The 24,087-nt window shown below is 67.3% G+C and carries 24 protein-coding genes and 1 riboswitch; of the genes, 7 read left to right on the plus strand and 17 right to left on the minus strand.

What is annotated here, in order from left to right; genetic code table 11:
* Position 1: 1 nt before the first annotated feature.
* The 3 genes from H1Q64_RS09525 to ispH form a co-directional block, all read right to left on the minus strand.
* Positions 2–985 (minus strand): homoserine kinase, encoded by a 984-nt coding sequence (locus H1Q64_RS09525; protein WP_237903296.1) that lies wholly within the window; start codon positions 983–985, stop codon positions 2–4.
* Positions 986–1,050: 65 nt separating this feature from the next.
* A complete protein-coding gene (locus H1Q64_RS09530) occupies positions 1,051–1,608 on the minus strand; it encodes a Uma2 family endonuclease (protein ID WP_237903297.1) in 558 nt (185 codons plus the stop codon).
* 32 nt (positions 1,609–1,640) lie between these two features.
* Complete coding sequence (gene ispH / locus H1Q64_RS09535) at positions 1,641–2,621, minus strand: 4-hydroxy-3-methylbut-2-enyl diphosphate reductase (protein WP_237903298.1); 981 nt, start codon at positions 2,619–2,621, stop codon at positions 1,641–1,643.
* 134 nt (positions 2,622–2,755) lie between these two features.
* Here ispH and H1Q64_RS09540 point away from each other — a divergent pair, with 134 nt between their 5' ends.
* A complete protein-coding gene (locus H1Q64_RS09540) occupies positions 2,756–3,343 on the plus strand; it encodes a hypothetical protein (protein WP_237903299.1) in 588 nt (195 codons plus the stop codon).
* Between the two features lie 502 nt (positions 3,344–3,845).
* On the opposite strand, the gene H1Q64_RS09545 is transcribed toward H1Q64_RS09540, so the two are convergent.
* Positions 3,846–4,763, minus strand: a complete 918-nt coding sequence (locus H1Q64_RS09545; RefSeq protein ID WP_237903300.1) for a class I SAM-dependent methyltransferase — start codon at positions 4,761–4,763, stop codon at positions 3,846–3,848.
* 559 nt (positions 4,764–5,322) lie between these two features.
* A riboswitch (glycine riboswitch) is annotated at positions 5,323–5,436 on the plus strand.
* Between the two features lie 175 nt (positions 5,437–5,611).
* Here H1Q64_RS09545 and gcvT point away from each other — a divergent pair.
* From gcvT to gcvPB, 4 genes are read left to right on the plus strand one after another with little or no spacing between them, the layout of a single operon-like run.
* Positions 5,612–6,724, plus strand: coding sequence for a glycine cleavage system aminomethyltransferase GcvT (gcvT, locus tag H1Q64_RS09550; protein WP_237903301.1), 1,113 nt, complete (start codon positions 5,612–5,614; stop codon positions 6,722–6,724).
* Between the two features lie 32 nt (positions 6,725–6,756).
* Complete coding sequence (gene gcvH, locus H1Q64_RS09555; protein WP_237903302.1) at positions 6,757–7,131, plus strand: glycine cleavage system protein GcvH; 375 nt, start codon at positions 6,757–6,759, stop codon at positions 7,129–7,131.
* Position 7,132: 1 nt separating this feature from the next.
* A complete protein-coding gene (gene gcvPA, locus H1Q64_RS09560) occupies positions 7,133–8,473 on the plus strand; it encodes an aminomethyl-transferring glycine dehydrogenase subunit GcvPA (protein WP_237903303.1) in 1,341 nt (446 codons plus the stop codon).
* A complete protein-coding gene (gene gcvPB, locus H1Q64_RS09565; protein ID WP_237903304.1) occupies positions 8,473–10,050 on the plus strand; it encodes an aminomethyl-transferring glycine dehydrogenase subunit GcvPB in 1,578 nt (525 codons plus the stop codon). The genes gcvPA and gcvPB overlap by 1 nt, the downstream gene beginning before the upstream one ends.
* A gap of 135 nt (positions 10,051–10,185) precedes the next feature.
* Here gcvPB and H1Q64_RS09570 read toward each other — a convergent pair whose 3' ends face one another.
* From H1Q64_RS09570 to efp, 5 genes are all read right to left on the minus strand, one after another.
* Complete coding sequence (locus H1Q64_RS09570) at positions 10,186–11,505, minus strand: peptidoglycan -binding protein (RefSeq protein WP_237903305.1); 1,320 nt, start codon at positions 11,503–11,505, stop codon at positions 10,186–10,188.
* Positions 11,506–11,556: 51 nt separating this feature from the next.
* Complete coding sequence (locus tag H1Q64_RS09575; RefSeq protein ID WP_119510309.1) at positions 11,557–12,744, minus strand: flagellar motor protein MotA; 1,188 nt, start codon at positions 12,742–12,744, stop codon at positions 11,557–11,559.
* A gap of 52 nt (positions 12,745–12,796) precedes the next feature.
* Positions 12,797–13,570: an OmpA family protein gene (locus tag H1Q64_RS09580; protein WP_237903306.1), complete on the minus strand. Its 774-nt coding sequence runs from the start codon at positions 13,568–13,570 to the stop codon at positions 12,797–12,799.
* A 179-nt stretch (positions 13,571–13,749) separates the two neighbouring features.
* The gene (locus H1Q64_RS09585; protein WP_109071271.1) at positions 13,750–14,595 is read right to left on the minus strand and encodes an inositol monophosphatase family protein; all 846 of its coding nucleotides are present in this window, start codon (positions 14,593–14,595) and stop codon (positions 13,750–13,752) included.
* Between the two features lie 92 nt (positions 14,596–14,687).
* A complete protein-coding gene (gene efp / locus H1Q64_RS09590) occupies positions 14,688–15,254 on the minus strand; it encodes an elongation factor P (protein ID WP_014240821.1) in 567 nt (188 codons plus the stop codon).
* A 167-nt stretch (positions 15,255–15,421) separates the two neighbouring features.
* Here efp and epmA point away from each other — a divergent pair, with 167 nt between their 5' ends.
* Entirely contained in the window at positions 15,422–16,474 is a 1,053-nt protein-coding gene (epmA, locus tag H1Q64_RS09595) for an EF-P lysine aminoacylase EpmA (protein WP_237903307.1), read from the plus strand.
* Between the two features lie 27 nt (positions 16,475–16,501).
* On the opposite strand, the gene H1Q64_RS09600 is transcribed toward epmA, so the two are convergent.
* The 7 genes from H1Q64_RS09600 to H1Q64_RS09630 form a co-directional block, all read right to left on the minus strand.
* Positions 16,502–17,497 carry an MDR family oxidoreductase gene (locus tag H1Q64_RS09600; RefSeq protein ID WP_237903308.1) on the minus strand — a complete coding sequence of 332 codons (996 nt, stop codon included), beginning with the start codon at positions 17,495–17,497 and terminating at the stop codon, positions 16,502–16,504.
* A gap of 123 nt (positions 17,498–17,620) precedes the next feature.
* Positions 17,621–18,967, minus strand: a complete 1,347-nt coding sequence (locus H1Q64_RS09605; protein WP_237903309.1) for an OmpP1/FadL family transporter — start codon at positions 18,965–18,967, stop codon at positions 17,621–17,623.
* 179 nt (positions 18,968–19,146) lie between these two features.
* Positions 19,147–19,953 (minus strand): TSUP family transporter, encoded by an 807-nt coding sequence (locus H1Q64_RS09610; RefSeq protein ID WP_237903310.1) that lies wholly within the window; start codon positions 19,951–19,953, stop codon positions 19,147–19,149.
* A 19-nt stretch (positions 19,954–19,972) separates the two neighbouring features.
* Positions 19,973–20,611 carry a thiamine phosphate synthase gene (gene thiE / locus H1Q64_RS09615; protein ID WP_237903311.1) on the minus strand — a complete coding sequence of 213 codons (639 nt, stop codon included), beginning with the start codon at positions 20,609–20,611 and terminating at the stop codon, positions 19,973–19,975.
* Between the two features lie 12 nt (positions 20,612–20,623).
* Positions 20,624–21,553, minus strand: a complete 930-nt coding sequence (locus H1Q64_RS09620; protein WP_014240815.1) for a class I fructose-bisphosphate aldolase — start codon at positions 21,551–21,553, stop codon at positions 20,624–20,626.
* 180 nt (positions 21,554–21,733) lie between these two features.
* Complete coding sequence (locus H1Q64_RS09625) at positions 21,734–21,979, minus strand: hypothetical protein (RefSeq protein ID WP_237903312.1); 246 nt, start codon at positions 21,977–21,979, stop codon at positions 21,734–21,736.
* 87 nt (positions 21,980–22,066) lie between these two features.
* Positions 22,067–22,510 carry a hypothetical protein gene (locus H1Q64_RS09630; RefSeq protein ID WP_237903313.1) on the minus strand — a complete coding sequence of 148 codons (444 nt, stop codon included), beginning with the start codon at positions 22,508–22,510 and terminating at the stop codon, positions 22,067–22,069.
* A 118-nt stretch (positions 22,511–22,628) separates the two neighbouring features.
* On the opposite strand from H1Q64_RS09630, the gene H1Q64_RS09635 reads away from it, so the two are divergent.
* Entirely contained in the window at positions 22,629–22,973 is a 345-nt protein-coding gene (locus H1Q64_RS09635; RefSeq protein ID WP_149163355.1) for a type II toxin-antitoxin system HicB family antitoxin, read from the plus strand.
* A 102-nt stretch (positions 22,974–23,075) separates the two neighbouring features.
* Here H1Q64_RS09635 and gap read toward each other — a convergent pair whose 3' ends face one another.
* Complete coding sequence (gene gap, locus H1Q64_RS09640) at positions 23,076–24,083, minus strand: type I glyceraldehyde-3-phosphate dehydrogenase (protein ID WP_109469277.1); 1,008 nt, start codon at positions 24,081–24,083, stop codon at positions 23,076–23,078.
* Between the last annotated feature and the right edge of the window lie 4 nt (positions 24,084–24,087).

Below are 24,087 nucleotides of genomic sequence, written 5' to 3' on the forward strand. Positions count from 1 at the left end.
ATCAGACCTGATAGCTGCCGCCGTCGTCGAGCGCGTAGTCGCCGAGCCCGCGGACGGTCTGGTGGAAGCGCAGCTTGCGCAGATATTCCAGCGGGTCCTTCGGGCGCACGAAGGCCCCCGGCGGATGGTTCAGCCAGTCGTAGAGGCGCGTCAGCAGGAAGCGCAGGGCGCTGCCGCGGCACAGCCAGGGCAGGGCGGCCAACTCCGCCGGCGACAGAGGGCGGACCTTCTGATAGCTGGTCAGCAGCATCCGCGCCTTGGTGGCGTTGAACGACCCGTCAACCTCGAAGCACCAGGCGTTCATGCAGATCGCGATGTCGTAGGCCAGGAAGTCGTTGCAGGCGAAGTAGAAGTCGATCAGGCCGGACAGCCCATCGCCGCGGAAGAACACGTTGTCGGGGAACAGGTCGGCGTGGATGACCCCGGACGGCAGGCCGACGGGCCAGTTGGCCTCCAGCGCCGCAAGCTCCGCCTCCAGCGTCGTGCGCAGGTCGCGGGCCACCTCGTCGGCGCGCGGCGCGCATTTTCCAGCGAGATCCTTCCAGCCGTCCAGCGACAGGGCGTTGGGGCGCTCCATCCGGAAGTCGGCCACGGCCAGATGCAGGCGGGCCAGCGCCGTCCCCAGCTCCGCGCAGTGGTGCGGCGTGATGCGGCGCGGCCACATGCCGGCCAGGAAGGTGACGATCACCGCCGGACGCCCGGAAAGCTCGCGCAGGGCCTGCCCGTCCGTCCCCTGGACCGGCAGCGGGCAGGCGATGCCCTTGTCGGCGAGATGCTCCATCAGCCCCAGGAAGAAGGGCAGATCCTCCCGCCGGGTGCGCTTCTCGTAGAGCGTCAGGATGTAGGGGCCGCGCTCCGTCACCAGGAGGAAGTTGGAATTCTCCACCCCCTCCGCGATGCCCTTGCAGGACAGAACGGCGCCCAGATCGTACTGGGCGATGAAAGCGTTGAGCTCGTCGTCGGTGACTTCGGTGTATACGGCCATGCCAGCGCCTTACCGGGATTCGGGGCGCCGGTCAATGCTGCCGCGGTCGCTCACCCCTGGGCCGCTCACAGGGCGATGCCGTCGTAAAGCGCCGCCAGCGGAAGCTCCGCCCCGATGGAGGCCAGCGGCAGCGTGGCGTCGTCGGTGAAATCCTCGACGATCCAGCGCCGCCCGTCGCGGCGCCAGAGCTGCGCCCGGACGGCGCGGCTATCCACCAGAAGCACCTCCTGCACCGAGGGGATCTGCATATAGTCGGGCACTTCGGTGCCGCGGTCGTGGCTGGCCGTGCTGTCCGACAGGATCTCGACCACCAGCACCGGATTCGGGGTCGAACGCTGGCCGGGCTGGTGGGGCGAGCAAGTGACGGCGACATCGGCCTCATAGAAGCGGTCGGTGCAGTCTTCGCGTTCGATGGCGGCTTCCGACAGAACGCGGCAGGGCGGGCGCAACCGCCGCCGAACCTCGTAAACGACGTTCGCGGCGATCTGGCTGTGTGCCTGGGAGCACGCGTTCATCGCCCGCGGCTGCCCGCCGACCAACTCGTAGCGCGTGTCCGGCTCCTGCCGGTCGGCCCAGGCGAGGAACTCGTCGATGTCCATCTTCTGGATGGCCGGGGCGCCCATGAACGTCTCCTTCGCGAAGGCCGGTCCCCGGATTATGCGTCCGCCGGGACCGGACGGGAAGGGGCGCCACCGTCCAGCAGCTGCTTCGGCAGCTTAAAGGTGATGTCCTCGAAGGCGGTGCGCAACTCCTCCACGGTCACGGCGTAGCGGGCGCGGGCGGCCTCCATGACTTCCTCCACCAGCACTTCGGGGGCCGACGCTCCGGCGGTGATGCCCAGCGTGGCGACTCCGTCCAGCGCCGACCAGTCGATGTCCGCCGCGCGTTGGACGAGTTGGGCGCGCTGGCAGCCGTGGATCTTCGCCACCTCGACCAGCCGCTTGGAGTTGGAGGAGTTCGGCGCGCCCAGCACCAGCAGGGCGTCCACCTTCGGCGCGATGGCCTTCACCGCCTGCTGGCGGTTGGTGGTGGCGTAGCAGATGTCCTCCTTCTTCGGCCCGCCGATCGACGGGAAGCGGGCCTGGAGGGCGGCGACGATGCTCGCCGTCTCGTCCACCGACAGGGTGGTCTGGGTGGCGTAGGCGAGGTTCTCTGGATCGTCCACCTGGACCGTTGCCACGTCTTCCACCGTCTCCACCAGCACCACGGCGCCTTCGGGCAGCTGGCCCATGGTGCCGATCACCTCCGGATGGCCGGCGTGGCCGATCAGCACGATCTGGCGCCCCTCGTTGAAGTGGCGCTCGGCCTCGCGGTGCACCTTGCTGACCAGCGGGCAGGTGGCGTCGAGGTAGAACAGGCCGCGCTGCTCCGCCGCCGCCGGGACCGACTTCGGCACGCCGTGGGCTGAGAAGACCACGGGCACGCCGTCGGGCACCTGATCCAGCTCGTCCACGAAGATGGCGCCCTTGGCCTCCAGGCTCTGCACCACGAATCGGTTGTGGACGATCTCGTGCCGGACATAAACGGGGGCGCCGAACCGCTCCAGCGCCACCTCCACGATCTGGATCGCGCGGTCCACGCCGGCGCAGAAGCCACGGGGGGCCGCGAGCAGGATGGTCAGGGGCGTCTGGGTCATGCGCGTCGTTCCGGTGTCTCGAAAAAGGGGGTGTAAGGGTTCGTTCGTCGCAGCGGCGGCGTGGCCTTGTGCCGGCCCCACCGCTTCTCTAAAGTCGTGGCAGAACACACCCTTCCAACCGTTAGGTCAGACCGATGGACCGCCGCCGCGACCGTAATATAGGAACCCCCGCCCGGAAAAGCCCGCGGGCGCTTGCATTCGCGAGTCTGGGTTTTCTGGCGCTCACCGGCTGCTCCGGACTCGGGGGCGGATCGAACACGGCGGCGGACGCGGCCCTGGCCTGTCCGAAGGTGTCCATCGTTCGCGATCTGGCGGAGGTCACCCAGTTCCGCAACGGCGGCGGGCGCGACCTGACGGACGTGACCTCCCGCGCAGCGCTGGCCGATTATTCCGGCAACTGCGATTACACCAGCGACGGCGTCACGGTGAACGTGAACGTCTTCCTGATCGCGGAGCGCGGGCCGGCCATGCAGGACAACACGGCGAATTACCGCTATTTCGTCGCCGTCGCCAAGCCGGGCGAGGAGACGCCGACGACCAAATCGGAATTTGACACCTCAGTGACCTTCGAGTCCGGCAAGCTCCGCTCCGGCAGCCGCGAGGAACTGGCGCCGAAGATTCCGCTCCCCAAGGATGCCAATGGCAAGGATTGGAAGATCTTCCTTGGTTTTCAGCTGACGCCGGAGCAGCTGGCTTTCAACCGGGCGCAGATGAAGCAGTAAGTGGATGGAAAGGACCTGTTCCAGTGGGAGCGTTCTGGATCTGCGCTGTTGGATTTTCTGCACATTGCGGTATGGAAGCTCTCATGTGCAGATTGGTTTCAGACGGCGGCTGACGGTTGCCGGGCGAAATTTGGGAGCGTATGACGCCATTGCTGCCGAAGTGCCCATCGCACCTGTTTGGCTTTCACAATCCACGAGTTCCCGAACGGGCGGCCATGGATGCCATGGGCTTAGTCCTGCGGGCCGGCAAACGGTGGCAGGCCTTCGCCTTCCGCTGTATTCGCGAGTGAATTGATGCCGGGGTATCGATGCTGTGGTCGGCATCGACTGAAGTTGGCTGGCGGTGGACGATACGATGACCACGGCGCCCTTGGGGGGCTGGTTCCCACCCAACCGGTCGCGGCATACCGACTCGGACCACTGCCGTCTGGCCAGAAAGGTCGATGGAAGCATCATTCCCGGAAGCGGCTGGTATGCCGTTTCCGGGAACTTTAAGAGCGTGTTATGCTGCCGGCTTTTCAAGGAGTGACAAGCAGTCCAGATCCTTATCCATCGGAGAGTCTCCCCAATCCATTAGAACCTGCTCCACTACATTGAGACCGGAGCGAATAGCCGCGTGTTTGAAAAGTGGGGCGGACATGAAGTTGCGCCAGTGAGGGTTCTCTTGGTAGGTGTTGCCAGGCTGCCTGTCATTGTTGGAGTGGTGGATGAGGGCTTTTCCTCCTGGGGAAAGTACGCGCGAGAACTCCTTTATATAGGAAATGACGTCGTCGTATTCGAAGTGGACCATCGCGTCGTACGAAATAATTGCTGTCAGGCTATTGTCGGCAATGTGCGATAGCTTGCACCCGTCGTTCACGAAGCAATGAACCCTTGCATCGCCAGCAAAGCGCTTGCGGCAATGGGCTATATTGCTTTTGTTAATGTCCACTAAGTACAGCGCTGTTGGCGACCTCAATTGGAGTATCTGAGCTGAATGACGACCGCGTCCACACGCCAAGTCCATGACCACGTCGCAGTCAAGCTCAGAAAATAGTCGGAAAAACGGGGTGGCCTCCCCCCAGAATCCTGTAAGGCCTTTCTCGTTGTCCCAATCATCGTAGTATGGAGATTCCTCCCAGTCTGCTCTGATATTCTCTCTGTGCATGCTTGAGGGGCGAGTATATTCGTGCAGATCTCTAGCGAGAGAAAGCTGAAGGTTTTCAATTATATCGAGTCTTGATGAAATGGCATTAAGAATTTCTTTTCTGAACCTGTGATCCAGTGAATTGTCTAAAATACTCAATTTTTCTGATAATGTATTATTAATATTTATTATTTCTCCATTGGCAGTATTGAGCTTCTGAATATCGTTCTCTATATCAGGGAGTCTTTGCAAGTTTCTAATGAGTCTAACTGTTGTTTTGATTTTTCGAATCATGCTTTGCATCCTCCACTGACTGCATGGTGCTATTCGCACCGGTTTACGCTGCCATTTTCATAAAAAATGCAAGAACTGTCTCCCAAGAACTGTCTCCATTGAATAGCAGATTGCGAGCTTGTTAGCCAAGCGAGGCCGCAGTCGCAAGCGAGAATCGCGCAGGCCTTGCAACTCCGGTTTCTTTGGCGCCACAAGCCAGCCTCGGACCAGTCCCGGTTCTCCCATTTCGCGCGGCGATGGGCAGTGATGCGGCTTCCCAACTGTCAAGGCCTTCGCCACCGGAGTGGGGCAGGACTCGCGCCAGTCAAAACGCCGCTTACCATGGCCTGGAGCAGTGGGCAGGCGGAAGATCCGATCAACAAGCTGGAGTTCATCAAGCGCCAGTATGGACGCTCAAACTGCGTCGCCGCGTCCTCCTTACCGCCTAATCCCCGCTATATGGGGGGGGTCGGAAAATGGGGGTCATCTCACCGTCGTCAGCCTGAGGCCGGAGGCCAAGCTTATCCATGCGCTGATTGACATTCCCAAAGGTCTCGGTAGGTTAGATCGCACAAGCCGACGATCCCTCGCGGGAGAGATCGCGGGCCGGGGGCCAGGACACTGGATGCCGGTCTGCGGCGCCGAAGGAGCAACCGCCCCGGAAACTCTCAGGCAAAAGGACCGCAAGGGGGATAAGGCAACTCTGGAAAGCAGCTCCGTCCGCGCACAGCGGGCGACGGCTCACCGAAGGAGTAAACCGGTCGTTGGGGGTTGGACCCCGCCGGTGAATCTCTCAGGTCCAGGACAGAGGGGGCAGGACTCGCGCCAATCCCGGCGCGGGTTGTGCGACCCTATGTCGGAGGACCCGCGTGACCGAGGCTTCTGAGTCCCCCAAGAAAACGCCGCTGCACAGCCTCCATCTGGAGCTGAAGGGCAAGATGGTGCCCTTCGCCGGCTACGACATGCCGGTGCAGTACCCGCTCGGCATCCTCAAGGAGCACCAGCACACCCGCGCCAAGGCCGGGCTGTTCGACGTGTCGCACATGGGGCAGGTGCGCCTGACCGGCGAGGACCCGGCCGCCGCGCTGGAGTCGCTGGTTCCCGGCGACATCAAGGGGCTGGCCCGCGGGCGCATGCGCTACACGCTGTTCCTGAACGAGCAGGGCGGCATCCTCGACGACCTGATGGTCACCAACGCCGGCGACCACCTGTTCCTGGTCGTCAACGCCGCCCGCAAGGACCACGACGTCGCCCACATGCGCGAGCGTCTGAAGGGCAAGGCCGAGGTGGAGCTGCTGGACGACCTCGCCTTGATGGCCCTGCAGGGGCCGGAGGCCGCGGCGGTGCTCGGGCGCTTCATCCCCGAAGCGGCCACCATGAAATTCATGAGCTACCTGCCGGCCACCTTCAACGGCATCCCGGTGATCATCACCCGCTCCGGCTACACGGGCGAGGACGGCTACGAAATCTCCTGCGACAAGTCCGACGCCGAGACCATCGCCCGCGCCCTGCTGGCCGAGGACGAGGTCGAGGCCATCGGGCTGGGGGCCCGCGATTCGCTGCGCCTGGAGGCCGGGCTCTGCCTCTACGGCCACGACATCGACGAGACGACGACTCCGGTCGAAGCCGGCCTGGAATGGGCGCTGTCCAAGCGCCGCCGGGAGGAGGGCGGCTTCCCCGGCTACGCCATCATTAAGGACCAGCTCGCCAACGGCGCCCCGCGCCGCCGCGTCGGCCTCCAGCCGGAAGGCCGCCAGCCGGCCCGCGAGCACACCGACGTCTGCGACGCGGACGGACACAAGATCGGCGAGGTGACCAGCGGCGGCTTCGGCCCCACCGCCTCCGCCCCGGTCGCCATGGGCTATGTGGACTGCGCGCACGCCGCCGTGGGCACGCCGGTCCAGCTCATGGTCCGCGGCAAGCCGCTGGCCGCCAAGGTCGCTGCCATGCCCTTCGTGCCGCAGCGCTACTACCGCGGCTGACCAAACAAACACCGAGCGAACAGGGGACAACCATGACCATCAAGTACACCAAGGACCATGAGTGGGTCCGCGTCGAGGGCGACGTCGGCACCGTCGGCGTCAGCGACCACGCCCAGCACCAGCTCGGCGACGTCGTGTTCGTCGAGCTGCCGGACGTCGGCCGCCAGCTCACCCAGGGCAAGGAAGCCGCCGTCGTGGAGTCGGTGAAGGCCGCCAGCGACGTGTTCGCCCCGGTCTCCGGCGAGGTGATCGAAGCCAACGCCGATCTGGAGAACGACCCGTCGCTGGTCAACGCCGGGGCCGAGACCACCGGCTGGTTCTTCAAGCTGCGCCTCAGCAACCCGTCGGAGCTGGACGGGCTGATGGACGAAGCCTCCTACAAGGCCTTCGTGGAAGGGCAAGCCTGAGATGCGTTACCTGCCCCTGACCGAGGCCGACCGGCGCTCCATGCTGGAGGCCATCGACGTGCCGTCGGTGGACGAGCTGTTCCGCGACGTGCCCGAGGCGGCCCGCCTCTCCGGCCCGATCAAGGGGCTGTCCAACCATATGGGCGAGCTTGAGGTCGATCGCGCCCTGTCGGCGATGGCGGGCAAGAACCTGCCCGCCGGCAGCGTGCCGAGCTTCCTCGGCGCCGGCGCCTACCGCCACCATATCCCGGCGACGGTGGACCATCTGGTGCAGCGCGGCGAGTTCCTGACCGCCTACACCCCTTACCAGCCGGAGGTGAGCCAGGGCACGCTGCAGGTCCTGTTCGAGTTCCAGACCCAGGTCTCTCTGCTGACCGGCATGGACGTCGCCAACGCATCCATGTACGACGGCGCCACCGCCTGCGCGGAAGCTGTGATGATGGCCAACCGCGTCACCCGGCGGAAGAAGGCCGTGCTGTCTGGCGGCCTGCACCCGCATTACCGCGACACCACGACGACCGACGCGCGCTTCATCGGCTTCGAGACGGTCGTCATGCCGCCGGCCCCGGCCGGCGGTGAGGATCTCCTGGCCGAGGTCGACGGCGACACCTCCTGCGTCGTCGTGCAGAACCCCGATGTCTTCGGCCATGTTCGCGATTACACGGAACTGGGCAAGGCCTGCCAGGCCAAGGGCGCCCTGCTGATCGTCGTGGTGACGGAGGCCGTGTCGCTCGGCCTGCTGACCCCGCCGGGTGAGATGGGCGCCGACATCGTGGCGGCCGAAGGCCAGTCTCTGGGCAACGCACTGAACTTCGGCGGCCCCTATGTCGGTCTGTTCGCGGTGAAGGAGAAGCTGGTCCGCCAGATGCCAGGCCGCCTCTGCGGCCAGACGGTGGACGCCGACGGGCGGCGCGGCTTCGTGCTGACGCTCTCCACCCGCGAGCAGCACATCCGCCGTGAGAAGGCGACCTCGAACATCTGCACAAACTCCGGCCTGTGCGCGCTGGCCTTCTCCATCCACCTCAGCCTGCTGGGGGAGGAAGGCTTCACCCGGCTCGCCGAGATCAACCACGCCAAGGCCGTCCAACTGGCCGACAAGCTGGCCGCGGTGACGGGCGTTGAAATCGTCAACGGCAGCTTCTTCAACGAATTCACCGTGAAGCTGCCGAAGCCCGCGGCGGAGGTTGTGGAGGCTCTGGCGCGGCGCGGCATCCTGGGCGGCGTTCCGGCCTCCCGCCTGTTTGGCGGCGGGCTCGACGACCTGCTGATCGTGGCCGCCACCGAGACCAACACCGAGTCCGACATGGACGCCTTCGCCACCGCCCTCGCCGAGGTTCTGTGATGAGCATGAACAACCAGGGTCGCCCGACTCATATCTCCGGGGGCATCCAGAATTCGGACAGCGCCGTTCCGCAGACCGTCACCGGCAACCGCGGTCTCCAGATCGAAGAGCCGTTGATCTTCGAACAGGACAGCGCCGGGCGTTGCGGCGTCGACCTGCCGGAGGTCCCGGCGGTGGGCTCGCGTCTGGGTGCCGTCAAGCCGCGCGGCCGGATCGGCCTGCCGGGCCTCGCCGAGCCGCAGGTGGTCCGCCACTACACCCGCCTGTCGCAGAAGAACTACGCCATCGACAGCGGCCTGTACCCGCTGGGCTCCTGCACGATGAAGCACAACCCGCGCCTCAACGAGAAGATGGCTCGGCTGCCGGGCTTCGCCGACGTGCACCCGCTCCAGCCCGAAAGCACGGTGCAGGGGGCGCTGGAGCTGATGGCGGAGCTGGGCCGCTGGCTCGCCACGCTGACCGGAATGGCGGCGGTGACGCTGGCCCCGGCCGCTGGCGCGCACGGCGAGATGTGCGGCATCATGGCGATCCGCTCCGCCCATGACGCCAAGGGCGATAAGGGCCGCACCAGGATCCTCGTCCCGGAAAGCGCCCACGGCACCAACCCGGCGACCGCCGCCGCCTGCGGCTACACGGTCGAGGCGATCCCGGCGACCGAGGACGGGCGCGTCGATCTGGAGGCGCTGAAGGCCAAGCTCGGCCCCGACGTGGCCGGCCTGATGCTGACCAACCCGAACACCTGCGGGCTGTTCGAGCGCGACATCATCACCATCGCCGAAGCGGTCCACGCGGCGGGCGCCTATTTCTACTGCGACGGCGCCAACTTCAACGCCATCGTCGGGCGGGTGCGCCCGGCGGACCTCGGCATCGACGTGATGCACATCAACCTGCACAAGACCTTCTCCACGCCGCACGGCGGCGGCGGTCCGGGTTCCGGCCCGGTGGTCTTCGCGGAGTCGCTGGCCCCCTTCGTCCCGGTGCCCTACGTGGTGCAGGACAAGGACGGTGCCTTCCGTCTGGTTGAGCAGGCCGGCGACGGTCCGGCCTTCGGGCGGATGAAGGCGTTCCACGGCCAGATGGGCATGTTCGTCCGCGCGCTCGCCTACATGATGAGCCACGGCGCCGACGGTCTGCGACAGGTGGCGAACGACGCGGTGCTGAACGCGAACTACCTGCTGGCCCGTCTTCAGGACGTGATGACGCCCTCCTTCGACGGGCCGTGCATGCACGAATGCCTGTTCGACGACCGCTTCCTGAAGGGCACGGGGGTGACCACGCTCGACATCGCCAAGGCGCTGATCGACGAGGGCTTCCACCCCATGACCATGTACTTCCCGCTGGTCGTGCACGGCGCCCTGCTGATCGAGCCGACCGAGACCGAGTCGAAGGCCAGCCTGGACCAGTTCGTCACCGCCCTGCGCGCGCTGGCGGAGCGGGCCAAGTCCGGCGACGTGGCCTATTTCCAGGGCGCCCCGCGCCTGACCCCGCGCCGCCGCCTGGACGAGACCGCCGCCGCCCGCAAGCCGGTGCTGCGGTGGAGCCCGGCGGTGGAGCCGGAGACGGTCGCGGCGGAGTAGGGCGCACTTGCCCCCACCCTCCCATTTCGTGGGTCCCTCCCTCCCCCGCTGCGCAGGGGAGGGATTGATTGCGGAGGCGGCGGAGTTCCCTCCCCTGCGCAGCGGGGGAGGGTTAGGGTGGGGGCAACGCGACCCTCACCGCTGGTCCAGCTTCACCTCGATCCGCCGATTCCGCGCCAGCGCCTCGTCGCTGGTGCCGGGGTCGAGCGGCTGATACTCGCCGAAGCCGGCGGCGGCCAGACGGTCCGCCGGAATTCCCTGGTCGATCAGATACTTCACCACCGAGATCGCGCGCGCCGCCGACAGCTCCCAGTTCGAGGCGAACTGGATGCGCACCGGGCGCGCGTCGGTGTGGCCGTCCACGCGCAGCACCCAGTTGATGTCCGGTGGGATGGTCCGGCCGATCTCGATCAGCGTGCGCGCCAGTTCCGCCAGCCGCTGCTTGCCGGCTTCCTCCAGAGTCGCGGAGCCGGAGGGGAACAGCAGCTCCGACTGGAAGACGAAGCGGTCGCCGACGATGCGAACGTCCTGCCGGTTGCCCAGAGCCTCGCGCACCCGCCCGAAGAACTCGGAGCGGTAGCGGGCGAGGTCCTGTACCTTGGCGGCCAGCGCCTGGTTCAGCCGCGAGCCGAGTTCGGCGATCTGGACCTGCTGCTCCTCCGCCTTCTTCTCCGAGATTTCCAGAACGGCGCCGATGCGGGCGAGTTGCTCGCGCAAGGCGGCCATCTGCCGGTTCAGCAGGTCGACCTGCTCGTTCGCCTTGCCAGTCGCGCCCTGCTCGGCGGACAGGGAAGCCATCAACTCAGTGATTCGGATATCGCGCTTCTCGATGTCCTTCTGCGCGAGCATCGTCTTCTCGTCGGCGCTGGCGAGCCGTGTTTCCAGCGCCTTGGAACGGTCGCGCTCCCCGCCCAGCTCGGCCAGCAGGGCTAGGCGCTGCTCCTCGGACAGGCGTTGCTGCGCGGCGGCGGCGGCCAGCTCGCCCTCCAGCTTGGTCCGGGCTTCGCGCAATGCCTTCAGATCGGCCTGGAGGCTGGCGGCTTCGGCCAGCTTCAGCTCGATGGTTTCCTTGTCGGCGCGGATCGTGCGCTGCAACTCCTCCGCCGCGCGGGTGGCGTGGTCGAGGTCGCCCTGGAGCATGGCGATGCGGCCGGTCATGGTGTCCCTCGCCACCACGGAGCCTTGAAGCTCCGCCGAGAGCTGGGCGACGTTGATGCGGAGGTCGGCGTTGGCGTCCCGCTCCAGAGCCAGCAGGTCGTTCAGCTCCGCCACCTTGCGGTTCAGGCTGCCGAGCTGCTCGTCACGCCCGGTCAGGGCGGTCGCCATGTAGAACTGGGCGACGACGAAGATCATCAGCAGGAAGATGACCACCATGACGAGGGACGACAGCGCGTCCACCCATCCGGGCCATGCGCTGGCCTCGCGGTGGCCGTTGCGGCGGCTGATGCTGGGCATGGCGGGGTGTCCCTCCGGACGGACAGGGGGTAGGCGTCAGCGCTGTTCCGATCAGCGCTGTTCCGATTCTTCGGCCAGGGCGGCGATGGTGCGGGCCAACAGCTTGATCTCGCTGCGGATCTCCTGCACCGCCTGGACCCGGCCGGTGGACGACTCCTCGACCATGCGGGCGAGGTAGATGTCCATGTTGCGCAGATGCTGGCGCGAGGCGTCGTCGAAGCCGCCGATGGCCGCGTCGGACAGCCGGTCGAGCAGTCCCTTCATCTCCAGCTGGCTCTCGCCCAGCCGCAGGAGAAGCTGCTGTTCGGCGCGCATCTGGTCGGTCAGCGTGCTCAGCCGTTCGGTCAGCGCCATCAGATTGGCGTTGGCCGAGCGGCGGCCTTCCTCGGCGGTGGCGACGGTGCGCTGGAGCGAATCGAGGTTCTCCGCCGTCTGCTCCAGAAGCGCCGTCAGATAGGCCGGCATCGACTGGTCGCCGGTCTCCAGGCTGCCGCCCGCCCCGCTGGAGAGGCGGGTGGCGCCGGAAAGCCAGTCCTCGACGTCCTGGAAGAAGCGGTTGTGCGCCTGGCTGGCCTGAAGCTCCAGGAAGCCCAGCACCAGCGACCCCGCCAGACCGAACAGCGAGGAGCTGAAGGCCGTGCCCATGCCGGTCAGCGGCGCTTCGAGCCCGTGCTGGAGGTTGCTGAACATCGCCCCAACATCGCCGCCCTGCACCGACAGGCCGCCGATGACCGAGCCGACCGACTGCACGGTGTGCAGCAGGCCCCAGAAGGTGCCGAGCAGGCCGAGGAAGATCAGCAGACCGATCAGGTAGCGCGACAGCTCCCGCGACTCGTCCAGCCGCGAGGCGATGCCGTCGAGCAGCGAGCGCATCGACAGCGCCGACAGGGTCAGCCGCCCGCGCCGTTCCCGCAGCATGCGCGCCATCGGGGCGAGCAGCACCGGTTCCGGCGCGGCGACGGCCGGGTTTCCGGACTGGAAATGCTCCAGCCACGCCACCTCGGGGCGCAGCATCAGCACCTGGCGGAAGATGAACAGGATACCGGCGAGCAGCGTGCCGAGGATCAGCCCGTTCAGCGCCGGGTTGTTCATGAAGGCGGCGCGCAGGGCCGGGAACAGCAAGGCCGTCACGCTTCCCACGACCACCAGGAAGAGGATCATCCGTGTCAGGAAGCGCTCCGGGCGCGTCATCGGGGAAGGCTCCTCAAGAGGCTGGGACGACGGGGCGATGGCGGCCATGGGCACTCTCGTCCAGGGGAAGGGGCAGGCTGTACGGGTTACAGAGAGCAGCTCACTGGTTCAGGAACTCCACGTCCAGCCGGTCCGGCGCGCCGCCGGCCGCCTCCATGCCCATCGCGCGGATGTCCACGCGCGTGCTGGCGATGCCGGCGGTCCCCAGCCGTTCGCGCACGGCCAGCGCGCGGGCCAGCGACAGCTGCCGCGCCTCGCGCGCCGTCTCCGGCGTGCCGCTGGCGTAGGAGCGGATTTGCAGGCGAAGCTGCGGATTGGCGTTCAGGCGCTCCGCAATGGTGTCCAGACGCGTCTGGGCCGGTTCGGGCAAAGCGGTGGCGGTGCCGTCGAACAGCACCGTCAACGGCTCCATCCGGGGCAGGGCCGGCGCCGCGGGCGCTTTCGGAGTCGGCGGCGGCAGGGCGGCGGTCTGCGTCCGGTCGGGCGGCGGAGGTGCCGCCGGCCGGTTGGAGGCCGGGACCGGCGGCGCGCCTTCCGGCAGGGCCGGCGGCGGCGGGGTCGGGCCGACCGACATCTGCGGCAGATCCGGCGCCGTCATCAGGGTCGGAGCCCGGAAGACCGGCGGGGCCGGCGGGGCCGGCGGCGGGAAGATATCGGGCCGCGGCGGGATCGGCAGCGGCTGCGCGTTCTCCAGCGTCAGGCCACCTGCATTGGCGGCGTTGGCCGGGGCTGGGGCGGCGGCGCTGGTTGGGGGCGGCGCGGTGCCCGGCGAGGAGCAGGCGGTCACGGTCAGGGACAGAGCCACGGCCGTGGCGGCGGAGAGGACGCGCAAGGGAGCCCGCTGCCCGACGGGGGCGTTTGGAGAACGGCTCATGCGTCCGACAATCCTCATGGTGACCAGCGCGTTGTTCCCAGTGACACGGAAAAGCGTTGGTACCATAGCCCTTCGATCGGCGTAGGGACAACGCCCTTTGGGCCGCGCGGCGTGTTTCCCCACCAAAGCGCGGCCCCTGCTACCCCAACGTCATGAAGGGCTTATGGCTCGGCCGGAGGTCAGCCCTGCCCGGCGTCCGCCGCCCCGGCGGGAGCGGAGCGCACCTTGCGTTCCGTCGCACCGCGCAGGATCTTGGCGATCGGCAGGTGGAAGTGGGCGTTGGCCGCCAGGATCGTGCCGCCGAACACCGGGTTGCGCCCGCCGCCGATCTCACCGACGAAGCCGCCGGCCTCGGTCACCAGAAGCTGGCCGGCCGCGGCGTCCCAGGGGGCGAGACCGCGCTCCCAGTAGCCGTCGTAGCGGCCCGCCGCGACGTAGGCGAGGTCGAGCGAGGCGGCGCCGAAGCGGCGGATACCCGCCACTTCCTTCATCAGGGCCTCGGCCTCCACCAGGAAGCCGGCATGGTCGCCGCGGCCCTTGAAGGGGATGCCGGTGGCGATCACCGCGTCGGCGAGGTTGCGGCGCTCCGACACGCGCAGGCGCTGGTGGTTCAGGAAGGCGCCCTGACCCTTCTCGGCCCAGAACATCTGGTCGTGCACCGGCTCGTAGACGACGCCGGCGACGATCTCGCCGTTCTTTTCCGCGGCGATGGAGATCGCCCAGTGCGGGATGCCGTGCAGGAAGTTGGTGGTGCCGTCCAGCGGATCGACGATCCAGCGGGCGGTCGGGTCGCTGCCCTTGCTGGCGCCCGTCTCCTCCATGAGGAAGCCGAAATCCGGGCGGGCCTTCTGCAGCTCTTCGCGCAGCAGCTTTTCCGCCTTCATGTCGGCGGCGGACACGAAGTCCGCCGGGCCCTTGCGCGACACCTGGAGGTGCTCGACCTCGCCGAAGTCGCGGACAAGGCCGCGGGCCGCCTTTTCGGCGGCGCGGACCATCACGTTGATAAGGGCGGAGCGGGTGGCCATGGGCGTGCTTTATCTCGTGCGGAACCGGAAAAAGAATACACCGGCCCCCGCCTTAAGCGAGAGCCGGTGCGCAGAAAATTCAGCCAGGACGGTCAGTCCTTGGCGCGCTCGACATACTCGCCGGTCTGGGTGTCGACGACGACGCGGGTGCCCGACTCGATGTGCGGCGGCACCAGGATCGACACGCCGTTCTCCAGCTTCGCCGGCTTGTAGGAGGAGGAGGCCGTCTGGCCCTTCACCACCGGGTCGGCCTCGGTGATCTGCAGGGTGACCTTGCCGGGGATCTCGACGCCGAGCGGCGCGCCTTCGAAGGACTGCACGGTGACTTCCATGCCGTCCTGCAGGAACACCTTCTGGTCGCCGATGATCTCGCCGGGGATGGCGGTCTGCTCGTAGCTTTCCTTGTCCATGAAGGTGTAGCTGTCGCCTTCGGCGAACAGGAAGGTCATCTCGTGCTCGTCCAGGCGGGCGCGCTCGACCGTCTCCTGGGTGCGGAAGCGCTCGATCGACTTGTTGCCGGTGCGCACATCCTTCATTTCAAGCTGGATGAAGGCGCCGCCCTTGCCGGGCTGGACGATGGCGGTCTTCGTGATGACCCAGAGCTTCCCGTTATGCTCCAGCACATGGCCGGGACGCATCGTGTTGGCGTTGACCTTCATGACATACTCGTGATTTCCAGGAGACAGGCGGCGCGGAACCTAGCAGCTTGCCGGGCCGGTGGCAACGCCGGGCGGGGCTCAATCGGCGTTCCGTGCCTTCTTTGTCCGTTTTCGCCGCCGTTGCCACTCTGCTAAGCAGCACCATTACCCCGTCAGTGAAGGCCATCATGTCCCCCGTCACGCCGTCCTGGGCCCCCGAGAGCTTCGCCCGCCGCCGCCCCCATCTGGCCGTGCGCGGCCGCGTGCTGGGCGCCGTCCGCCGCTTCTTCGAGGAGAACGCCTTCCTGGAGGTGGACACCCCGGCGCTCCAGGTTTCGCCAGGGATGGAGCCGCATCTCCAGGCCTTCGCGACGGAACTGGTGGGGCCGCACCCCGACGACCGGCTGCGGCTGCACCTGCACACCAGCCCCGAATTCGCCATGAAGAAGCTGCTGGTGGCCGGGCTGCCGCGCATCTACCAGATCGCCCACGTCTTCCGGAACGGCGAGCGGTCAGCCACCCACGCGCCGGAATTCTCCATGCTCGAATGGTACCGGGCGGGGGAGGGCTACCGGACGTTGATCCGCGACTGCGAGGATCTGGTGCGCGAGGCCGCCGTCGCCGCCGGGCGGACGCGATTCGACTTCCGCGGCATGACCTGCGATCCCTTCAAGGAGTGGCGGGTGCTGACCGTGCAGGACGCCTTCCGGGAGTATGCCGGGATCGACCTGCTGGAGACCTTCGACGGCAGCCACGACCCCGACCCGGCCCCGCTGGCCGCCCTGGCGCGGCGCATCGGCATCAATCCGCACGACGGCGACCGCTGGGAGGACATCGTCTTCCGCATCATGTTCGACCGGATCGAGCCGCATCTCGGCGCGGGCGTACCCTGCGTGCTGATCGATTACCCCGTCTGCATGGCCGCCCTGTCGCGCCCCAAGCCGGAGGACCCGCGGCTGGCCGAGCGGTTCGAGCTGTACGCCTGCGGCCTGGAACTCGCCAACGCCTTCGGCGAACTGACCGACGCCCGCGCCCAGCGCGCCCGCTTCGAGGCGGATATGGACCTGAAGGAGCGGATTTACGGCGACCGCTTTCCGGTGGACGAGGATTTCCTCGCCGCGCTGGAGCACGGCATGCCGGAGTGCAGCGGCATCGCGCTGGGCTTCGACCGGCTGGTCATGCTGTGCAGCGGGGCGGAGCGCATCGACGAGGTGCTGTGGCTGCCGGTGGCGGGGGGCTGACCCCGTCCGCCACCGGCGCCGGTGTCATCAGGCGGTGACGTCGATCACCACGCGGCCGCGCACCTGACCGGCGAGGATCCGGCCGGCCAGTTCCGGCAGCTTCGACATCGGCTCCACCGTGTACATCGCCTTCAGGTGGTCCTTGTCGAGGTCGCGGGCCAGCCGCGCCCAGGCGCGTTCGCGCCGCGCCGCCGGGGCGGCGACCGAATCGACGCCGATCAGCGTGACGCTGCGCAGGATGTGCGGCAGGACCGTTCCGGGCAGGTCGGCGCTGCCCGCCAGCCCGCAGGCGGCGATGGCGCCGCCCCAGACGGTCTGCGACAGGGCGTTGACCAGCGTGATGCCGCCCACCGAATCGACGCCGCCGGCCCAGCGTTCCTTCTGGAGCGGCGGACCTTTCTCCTGAAGGGCGGCGCGGTCGATGAAGCCGGTGGCGCCCAGGCCGGACAGATATTCGTGGGTTTCGGGCCGTCCGGTGGAAGCGGTGACCGGATAGCCGGCCTTGGCGAGCAGGGCGACCGCGACGGAACCGACGCCGCCGGCCGCTCCGGTGACCAGAACCTCCTTGCCGCCGGGCTGGATCGTGCCCCAATCCTCCAGCGCGTCGACGCAGAGCGCCGCGGTGTAGCCGGCGGTGCCGATGCCCATCGCCTCTTCCGGCGAGAAGACGTCGGGCAGGCGGGTCAGCCATTCCGGCTTCACGCGCTGGAACCGGCTGTAGCCGCCCCACTGGGTTTCCGACAGGCCCCAGCCGTTGACGATCACCTTGTCGCCGGCCTTCCAGTCGGCGGAGCGCGATTCCACGACCGTGCCGGCAAGGTCGATGCCGGCGACCATCGGCAGCTTGCGGGCGATCCGGCCTTTGCCGGACACGGCGAGGCCGTCCTTGTAGTTCAGGGTGGAGAAGGCGACCTCGACCAGCACGTCATGGTCGGGCAGGTCGGTCAGGCTCAGCGGCTTGAAGCCCCCTTTGGGCTTGCCGTCGGCGTCCTCGATGACGAAGGCGGTGAAGGTGTCGGCCATGCGGATTCCTCTCCCGGGACGGGTTCTTGATTGGGGAAAAGCCTAGCACGGACGCCGCGATGGACAAGAGGCGGGGACGGTGGAGCGAACGGGCGGCGCCCGCGCGCTCCACCGGGGTGCGGATCAGAAGGTGATCTTGGTCTGGAGCGCGATCACGTCCACATGGGCCTTGTAGTCGGCGGACAGGTTGCCGCGGAAGGCGTCGCTGCCCGTCAGGTTGTCGCGCAGGTCGATCTTGGCCTTGTTGGCGAAGATGTGGCTGTAGCCGATGTCGGTCCGGATGTTGTCGGTGACTTGGTAGCCGGCGCCGATCGACACCCAGTAACGGTCCTCGTCCGGAATGCGCGGCGTGCGGTACTGGTCGGTGACCGGGGTCTGGTCATAGGCCACGCCGAAGCGCAGGGTCAGCTTTTCGTTCCACTTGTAGGCGGCGCCCAGCGCGAAGAACCAGGAGTCGTCCCAGTTCTCGTCGGTCACCGTGTCGGTGCGCAGCGGGTTGCGGTAGCGGATGCGCAGCTCCTTGAAGCGCGACCAGTTGGTCCACTGCGCGTCGGCCATCACGGCGAAGGAACTGGTCAGCTCGTGATAGGCGCCGAAGGAGATGATGTCCGGCGTGGCGACCTTGGCCCGCACCGGCGAATTGGCGAAGCTGGCGCGCAGCGCCGGGACGGCGGGAACGCCTTCGAACTTCGAATCGCCGTCCAGTTCGTGGAAGACGGAGGAACGGTAGGAGACGCCGAAGCGGGTGCCCTTGACCGGCTCGTACAGCATGCCGGCGGTGAATCCGAAGCCCCAACTGTCGCCCTTGACCTCGCCCACGCCATCGCGCGAGCCGGGCGCGATGGGGACGCCGGTGGCCGCCAGGATGGAGCCGAAATCCACCGCCTGGCTCAGCCGGGCCTTGGCGTATTGGAGCTGCAGGCCGCCAGCGATGGTCAGGTCCGGCATCAGCCGGTAGGACACGGTCGGGGAGATGTTGATCGTCAGCAGGCTGGAATGGATGCCGTGGTAACGGCCGGTCCAGCTTTCCGGATAGTCGGTGGACAGGCCCCAGGGCGCGGTGATGGCGAGGCCCAGCTTCACGTCCGGCGACACCGTGTAGGCCAGATAGCCCGACGGAATCACCGCGTCCATGCCGATGTCGCCGGGGTCGGAGGTGCCCAGGATGGTGCTGCCGCCCAGCCGCGTGGCGCGGGTGCCGCGGGCGTTGCTGGTCTTCGAGGTCGGGAACACGCCGCTCAGCACGCCGACCGCCTGATTCCCCTCGATGCTGCCCAGCGCTGCCGGGTTGAAGAACAGCGCGGTGGCGTCGCCCATGCCGTTGGCGGTGGCGCCTGCGAAGGAGGTGCCCTGACCGGAGGCGCTCTGTTCCTTCAGCAGATAACCGGCTGCGCCGGCCGGCAGCGGGGCCGCAATGGCGACGGCCGCGGCGGCGACGAGCAGGTTCCCCTTCAGTGACCAATTGGACATGCGTTTCTCCCCAATTTCGTTATTTGACGCAATGATACACACATTGACGTTAACGTAAAGTGGACCTGCTGAAAAAATGTTGGACCAACAAACCATGCGTCCGAAGATACGCTTTGGACAGGGAAATGCCCGCCACGGTCGATTCGCCGCGGGCTGGAAATGTGGGAATCAGAAGGTGCTCAGCCCAGCCAGCCGGCGACCATGGCCATGCCCGCGCCGATCACGCTCTGGGCGTCCGTCCAGATCAGCTTCGCCGTGATGGCGATGGAGGCGACGACCAGCATGGGCCGCACGATGGCCGCGCCGTTGCGGATGACCATGTGCGCGCCGATCTGCGCGCCGATCATCTGGCCCACCCCCATCAGCAGCCCGGCCAGCCAGGCGATCTGCCCGCCGGCCAGGAAGAACAGCAACGCGGCGATGTTGCTGGTGAAGTTCAGCACCTTCGTATGGGCGGTCGCCTTGCGCAGGTTGAAGCCGAGCAGCGAGACGAAGGCGATCGCGAAGAAGGTACCGGTGCCCGGCCCGAAGAAGCCGTCGTAGAAGCCGATCCCCGTCCCGGCGAGCAGGGCGAAGCCGCGCTCTCCGATGCGCTGCTGCGCGTCGATCTCTCCGGCTTTCGGGGAGACGAGCAGCCAGATGGCGATGCCGATCAGCAGCACCGGGATGACGTTGCGCAGGAATCCCGGATCGATCATCTGGACAATGATGGCGCCCGCCGCGGAGCCGGCGAAGGTGCAGGCGATCATCACCGCCATGTCGCGCGGCTTGACCTCGCCACCGCAGGTGAACTTCACCGCGGCGGAGAGCGAGCCGAAGCTGGATTGCAGCTTGTTCGTCGCCAGCGCCTGCGCGGGCGACAGGCCGGCCCAGAGCAGGGCGGGGAGGGTCAGAAGCCCGCCGCCCCCGGCGATGGCGTCGACGAAGCCCGCGACAAGGCCGACCGCGAACAGCGCGGACAGCGTCTCGATGGAAAGAAGGTCCATGATCCGGCGGCGGCCTTCGTTACCCTTCGGCCGCGGCGATGGCGGCGTTGAACGCCTTCACGGCGGCGCCCGGCCCATCGGGATGGTTCCACACGGCGCCGACCACGGCCAGGAAATCGGCCCCGGCGGTCACCAGCGGCCCGCAATTCTCCTGGGTGATGCCGCCGATGGCGACGCAGGGGACCTCCATCAGCTCCGACCACCACCGGAGCAGCTCCGGCTCCGCCTTGAATTCGGCGTCCTTGGTGGTGGTGGGGAAGAAGGCGCCGAAGGCGACGTAATCGGCCCCGGCCTCGCCCGCTTCCATGGCGAGATGGCGGCTGTCGTGGCAGGTCACCCCGACGATGGCGTCGTTGCCGACGATCCGCCGCGCCTGGGCGTAGGGCGTGTCCTTCTGCCCGACATGCACGCCGTCGCAGCCGGTCTCGCGGGCCAGTTCGGGGTGGTCGTTCAGGATGAAGGCCACCCCGCGGTCCTGGGCGATCGGGCGCAGGGCGTCGCAGGCCCGGCGCACGGCGTCATCGGAGCAATCCTTCAAACGCAACTGGACGCAGGCGACGTCGCCCGCGTCCAGCGCTTCGGTCAGTTTCGGCGCGAACGCCGCCGGCTCCACGGCCGGCGGCGTCACGAGGTAGAGCCGGCAGGCGGTTTCGGTCACCCGAGGCGATCCTTACTCTTTGCCCTGGTAGATCTTCATGATCCGGTCGAGCAGCTTCAAAGCATCCTCGCGCGGGCGCTGGAAGGCGTTGCGGCCGATGATCGAGCCGTTGCCGCCGCCGTCGCGGATCGCGCGGGCGTCCTCGAACACCGCGTCCTCGCCCTTGGTGGCGCCGCCCGAGAAGACCACGATGCGGCGGCCGTTGAAGGCGCACTGCATGATGTGGCGGACGCGGTCGGCCTGGGTGGCGATCGGGATGTTCTTGGACTCGTAGACCTTCTTGGCCTCCGCCTGCTCCAGATGGGCCGACGGCAGCTTCACCTTGATGATGTGGGCGCCGAGCAGCGCGGCCATGTGGGCGGCGTAGCCGATCACGTCGATGGCCAGCTCGCCCTCCTTGGAGATCGTGCCGCCGCGCGGGTAGGACCACAGGACGGTGGGCAGGCCGACCGACTTGGCCTCCTTCGACAGCTCGCGGATCTCCTCGTACTGGTCGTACATGGCGTCCGAGCCGGGGTAGATCGTGAAGCCGATGGCCGAGCAGCCGAGGCGCAGCGCGTCCTGCACCGAGGCGGTCACCGCCTGATCGGCGTCCTCCTTCTGGCGCGACAGGCTGTTGGCGCTGTTCATCTTGAGGATCAGCGGGATCGAGCCGGCGAAGGTCGAGGCGCCGGCCTCCAGCGAGCCCAGCGGCGCGGCATAGGCGTTGCAGCCGGCGTCGATGGCGAGCTGGTAATGGTAGTGCGGGTCGTAGCCCGGCTCGTTCGGCGCGAAGCTGCGCGCCGGGCCGTGCTCGAAGCCCTGGTCGACGGGGAGGATCACCAGCTTGCCGGTGCCGCCCAACTTGCCTTCCATAAGAATGCGCGCAAGGTTGGCCTTGACGCCCGGGGTGTCGCTTTCGTAGTTCGCAAGAATTTCCTTAACACGACGAGTGAGCTTCATCTGGCTCTTCCCCTTGGGGTTTCTGTCGGAAATGCGGCCCTCATAGCCCAGCGCGGGACTCTTTGCAACGTCGGCAGGGGTGTAACGCGGCCTCCCGCGGCGCCAAAAGGGCCTATCCGAGAGGTCGGATCCGGAATTCTCCCAAAGGCGAGGCGAACGTCGCGCAACAGCCTTTTGTTGTCACAGCACGAATTGGACGATGATGTAGAGGCCGTAGCCCGCCCCCACCGCCACGGCCCACGCCCCGGCGGCCAGGCCGGCCCAGACGACGAGGAGCCGGGCGCCGCGGATCTTCTCCACCTGAGGCGCGGGAAAGCGCGCGCCGCGCGGAAGCCCGTCCGGCCTCTCCGGATGGAGCGGGGCGGAGTCCTCGCCCTTCAGCGGTGTGGCGTCCGCCTGGGGCCGCAAAGGCGTGGTCGTGGTCATGGGGGTGGTACCGCATCGTGATGATGAAATCACCATACACCACTTTTGATCGTGCGGATTTGGGGAAAAAGCGGTATCGCCTTGAGACTATTCCGTGACATGGCCATTGTCTTGCCCGCTTAGCCAGTTCCGGCAGGCGCGCCAGGGATCGCGGGCACCGCGTAGGTCGAGGGCGATGGGAAGCGCCGTCAGCAGGCGGGCGCCGCGCTGCGCGGCGATGTCGCCCAGCCGCTCCGCGACGTCCACCCGCCCGGTGAACAGGATCGCACCGATCCCGGCGGACAACGCGCCCAGGGCATCGCCGGGCCGGTCGGCGCAGTCAAGCACCGCGGTCATCACAACCGATGGATGCCGGGCAGTGGCGCGGGCGACAACCTCGCGAAACCAGCCGGCCCCGGCGGAGGCCGCCGCACCGGGTGCGCTGACCAGCAGAAGGGGAACGCCGAGGTCCGTCGCAACGGCGCAGGCGGCGTCGGCGTCGTTCAGGCCGTGGATGCGGATGGGGCGGTTATGCGCGGGCATGGCGGTCATGACGGGAAAATCCGAGTGGGCATTTCCCCATCCCTATGCCGGGAATTGAGGCAGGTCAAACCGCCGGGGCGGAGGCGAGGCTATCCTTCCACCCCACGCATCCCTGGGGTCGCCGCCGATGATGGACTATAAGGGCTACAAGGCCCAGATCGATTTCGACGACGATGCCGGCATCTTCGTCGGCGCCGTCATCAACACGCGCGACGGCATCACCTTCACCGGCCGCTCGGTCGATGAGCTGCGCAGGGCCTTCCGCGAGGCTGTGGACGATTATCTGGCGATGGCTTGCGACATGGCGGGCAACACCGAGCAGCCCTATTCGGGCAAGCTCGCCATCCGCGTCAATCCGATGCTCCACCGCGCCATCGCCACCTGTGCGGAACGCGAAGGCAAGAGCGTCGCAGCCTGGGTCGCCGATCAACTGGCGCAGGCCACGGGCATCAATGCCGTCAAGGCGGGGTGACCGAATTCCGGCGGGAAACACGCCGGCGAACAGGATGACGGACATGAAAAAGGGCGCCCCGTTCAGGGCGCCCTTTCTCTTTGGCCGCAAGCCGCGGGTGGCTTACTTGGCGTTGGCCATGGCGACGGCGGTGTCGCTCATGCGGTTGGAGAAGCCCCACTCGTTGTCGTACCAGGTCATGATGCGGACGAAGTTGCCGTCGATGACCTTGGTCTCGTTCAGCGCGAAGATCGAGCTGTGCGGGTCGTGGTTGAAGTCGGTGGAGACCAGATCCTCGGTGTAGGCGCCCAGGATGCCCTTGAGCGGGCCGTTGGCGGCCTCGGCGATCGCCTTGGTGATCTCCTCCACCGAGGTGGCGCGCTTGGCGGTGAACTTGAAGTCGACGACCGAGACGTTGGGCGTCGGCACGCGCATGGCGGTGCCGTCCAGCTTGCCCTTCAACTCGGGCAGCACCTTGCCCACCGCCTTGGCGGCCCCGGTCGAGGTCGGGATCATGTTCAACGCCGCGGCGCGGGCGCGGTGCAGGTCCTTGTGGTTGGTGTCGACGATGCGCTGATCCCCCGTGTAGGAGTGGATCGTCGTCATGAAGCCCTTCTCGATGCCGATCAGGTTGTTCAGCACGAAGGCCACCGGGGCCAGGCAGTTCGTCGTGCACGACGCGTTCGAGACGATGCGGTGATCGGCCTTGAGCTGGTCGTGGTTGACGCCGTAGACCACCGTGATGTCCTCGTCGGTGGCCGGGGCGGAGATCAGCACCTTCTCCGCACCCGCTTCCAGATGCTTGGCGGCGTCGGCGCGCTTGGTGAAGATGCCCGAGCATTCCATGGCGATCTGGATGCCCAGATCCTTCCACGGCAGCTTGGCCGGGTCACGCTCCTGCACGACCTTGATCGAGTGGCCGTTGACGATCAGCTCGCCGTCGCGGGTCTCGATCGTGCCGGGGAAACGGCCGTGGACGCTGTCGTACTTCAGCAGGTGGGCGTTGGCCTTGAGGTCGGCCAGGTCGTTGATCGCCACGACCTCCACGTCGTTGCGGCCGCTCTCGTAGATGGCCCGCAGAACCAGACGGCCGATACGGCCAAAACCGTTGATCGCTACCCGAACAGCCATTGTT

The organism is Azospirillum brasilense (assembly GCF_022023855.1).
Taxonomy (GTDB): Bacteria; Pseudomonadota; Alphaproteobacteria; order Azospirillales; family Azospirillaceae; genus Azospirillum; species Azospirillum brasilense_F.

Excerpts from the sequence above, each read along its gene's own strand:
- H1Q64_RS09600 (WP_237903308.1), bottom strand. The coding sequence starts at position 17,497 with ATGGCCGACACCTTCACCGCCTTCGTCATCGAGGACGCCGACGGCAAG.
- H1Q64_RS09605 (WP_237903309.1), bottom strand. The coding sequence starts at position 18,967 with ATGTCCAATTGGTCACTGAAGGGGAACCTGCTCGTCGCCGCCGCGGCC.
- H1Q64_RS09530 (WP_237903297.1), bottom strand. The coding sequence starts at position 1,608 with ATGGGCGCCCCGGCCATCCAGAAGATGGACATCGACGAGTTCCTCGCC.
- gap (WP_109469277.1), bottom strand. The coding sequence starts at position 24,083 with ATGGCTGTTCGGGTAGCGATCAACGGTTTTGGCCGTATCGGCCGTCTG.
- H1Q64_RS09540 (WP_237903299.1), top strand. The coding sequence starts at position 2,756 with ATGGACCGCCGCCGCGACCGTAATATAGGAACCCCCGCCCGGAAAAGC.
- H1Q64_RS09525 (WP_237903296.1), bottom strand. The coding sequence starts at position 985 with ATGGCCGTATACACCGAAGTCACCGACGACGAGCTCAACGCTTTCATC.
- H1Q64_RS09630 (WP_237903313.1), bottom strand. The coding sequence starts at position 22,510 with ATGACCGCCATGCCCGCGCATAACCGCCCCATCCGCATCCACGGCCTG.
- H1Q64_RS09620 (WP_014240815.1), bottom strand. The coding sequence starts at position 21,553 with ATGAAGCTCACTCGTCGTGTTAAGGAAATTCTTGCGAACTACGAAAGC.
- H1Q64_RS09610 (WP_237903310.1), bottom strand. The coding sequence starts at position 19,953 with ATGGACCTTCTTTCCATCGAGACGCTGTCCGCGCTGTTCGCGGTCGGC.
- ispH (WP_237903298.1), bottom strand. The coding sequence starts at position 2,621 with ATGACCCAGACGCCCCTGACCATCCTGCTCGCGGCCCCCCGTGGCTTC.
- H1Q64_RS09635 (WP_149163355.1), top strand. The coding sequence starts at position 22,629 with ATGATGGACTATAAGGGCTACAAGGCCCAGATCGATTTCGACGACGAT.
- H1Q64_RS09545 (WP_237903300.1), bottom strand. The coding sequence starts at position 4,763 with ATGATTCGAAAAATCAAAACAACAGTTAGACTCATTAGAAACTTGCAA.
- H1Q64_RS09580 (WP_237903306.1), bottom strand. The coding sequence starts at position 13,570 with ATGAGCCGTTCTCCAAACGCCCCCGTCGGGCAGCGGGCTCCCTTGCGC.
- epmA (WP_237903307.1), top strand. The coding sequence starts at position 15,422 with ATGTCCCCCGTCACGCCGTCCTGGGCCCCCGAGAGCTTCGCCCGCCGC.
- gcvPA (WP_237903303.1), top strand. The coding sequence starts at position 7,133 with ATGCGTTACCTGCCCCTGACCGAGGCCGACCGGCGCTCCATGCTGGAG.
- H1Q64_RS09575 (WP_119510309.1), bottom strand. The coding sequence starts at position 12,744 with ATGGCCGCCATCGCCCCGTCGTCCCAGCCTCTTGAGGAGCCTTCCCCG.
- efp (WP_014240821.1), bottom strand. The coding sequence starts at position 15,254 with ATGAAGGTCAACGCCAACACGATGCGTCCCGGCCATGTGCTGGAGCAT.
- gcvH (WP_237903302.1), top strand. The coding sequence starts at position 6,757 with ATGACCATCAAGTACACCAAGGACCATGAGTGGGTCCGCGTCGAGGGC.
- H1Q64_RS09625 (WP_237903312.1), bottom strand. The coding sequence starts at position 21,979 with ATGACCACGACCACGCCTTTGCGGCCCCAGGCGGACGCCACACCGCTG.
- H1Q64_RS09585 (WP_109071271.1), bottom strand. The coding sequence starts at position 14,595 with ATGGCCACCCGCTCCGCCCTTATCAACGTGATGGTCCGCGCCGCCGAA.
- gcvPB (WP_237903304.1), top strand. The coding sequence starts at position 8,473 with ATGAGCATGAACAACCAGGGTCGCCCGACTCATATCTCCGGGGGCATC.
- H1Q64_RS09570 (WP_237903305.1), bottom strand. The coding sequence starts at position 11,505 with ATGCCCAGCATCAGCCGCCGCAACGGCCACCGCGAGGCCAGCGCATGG.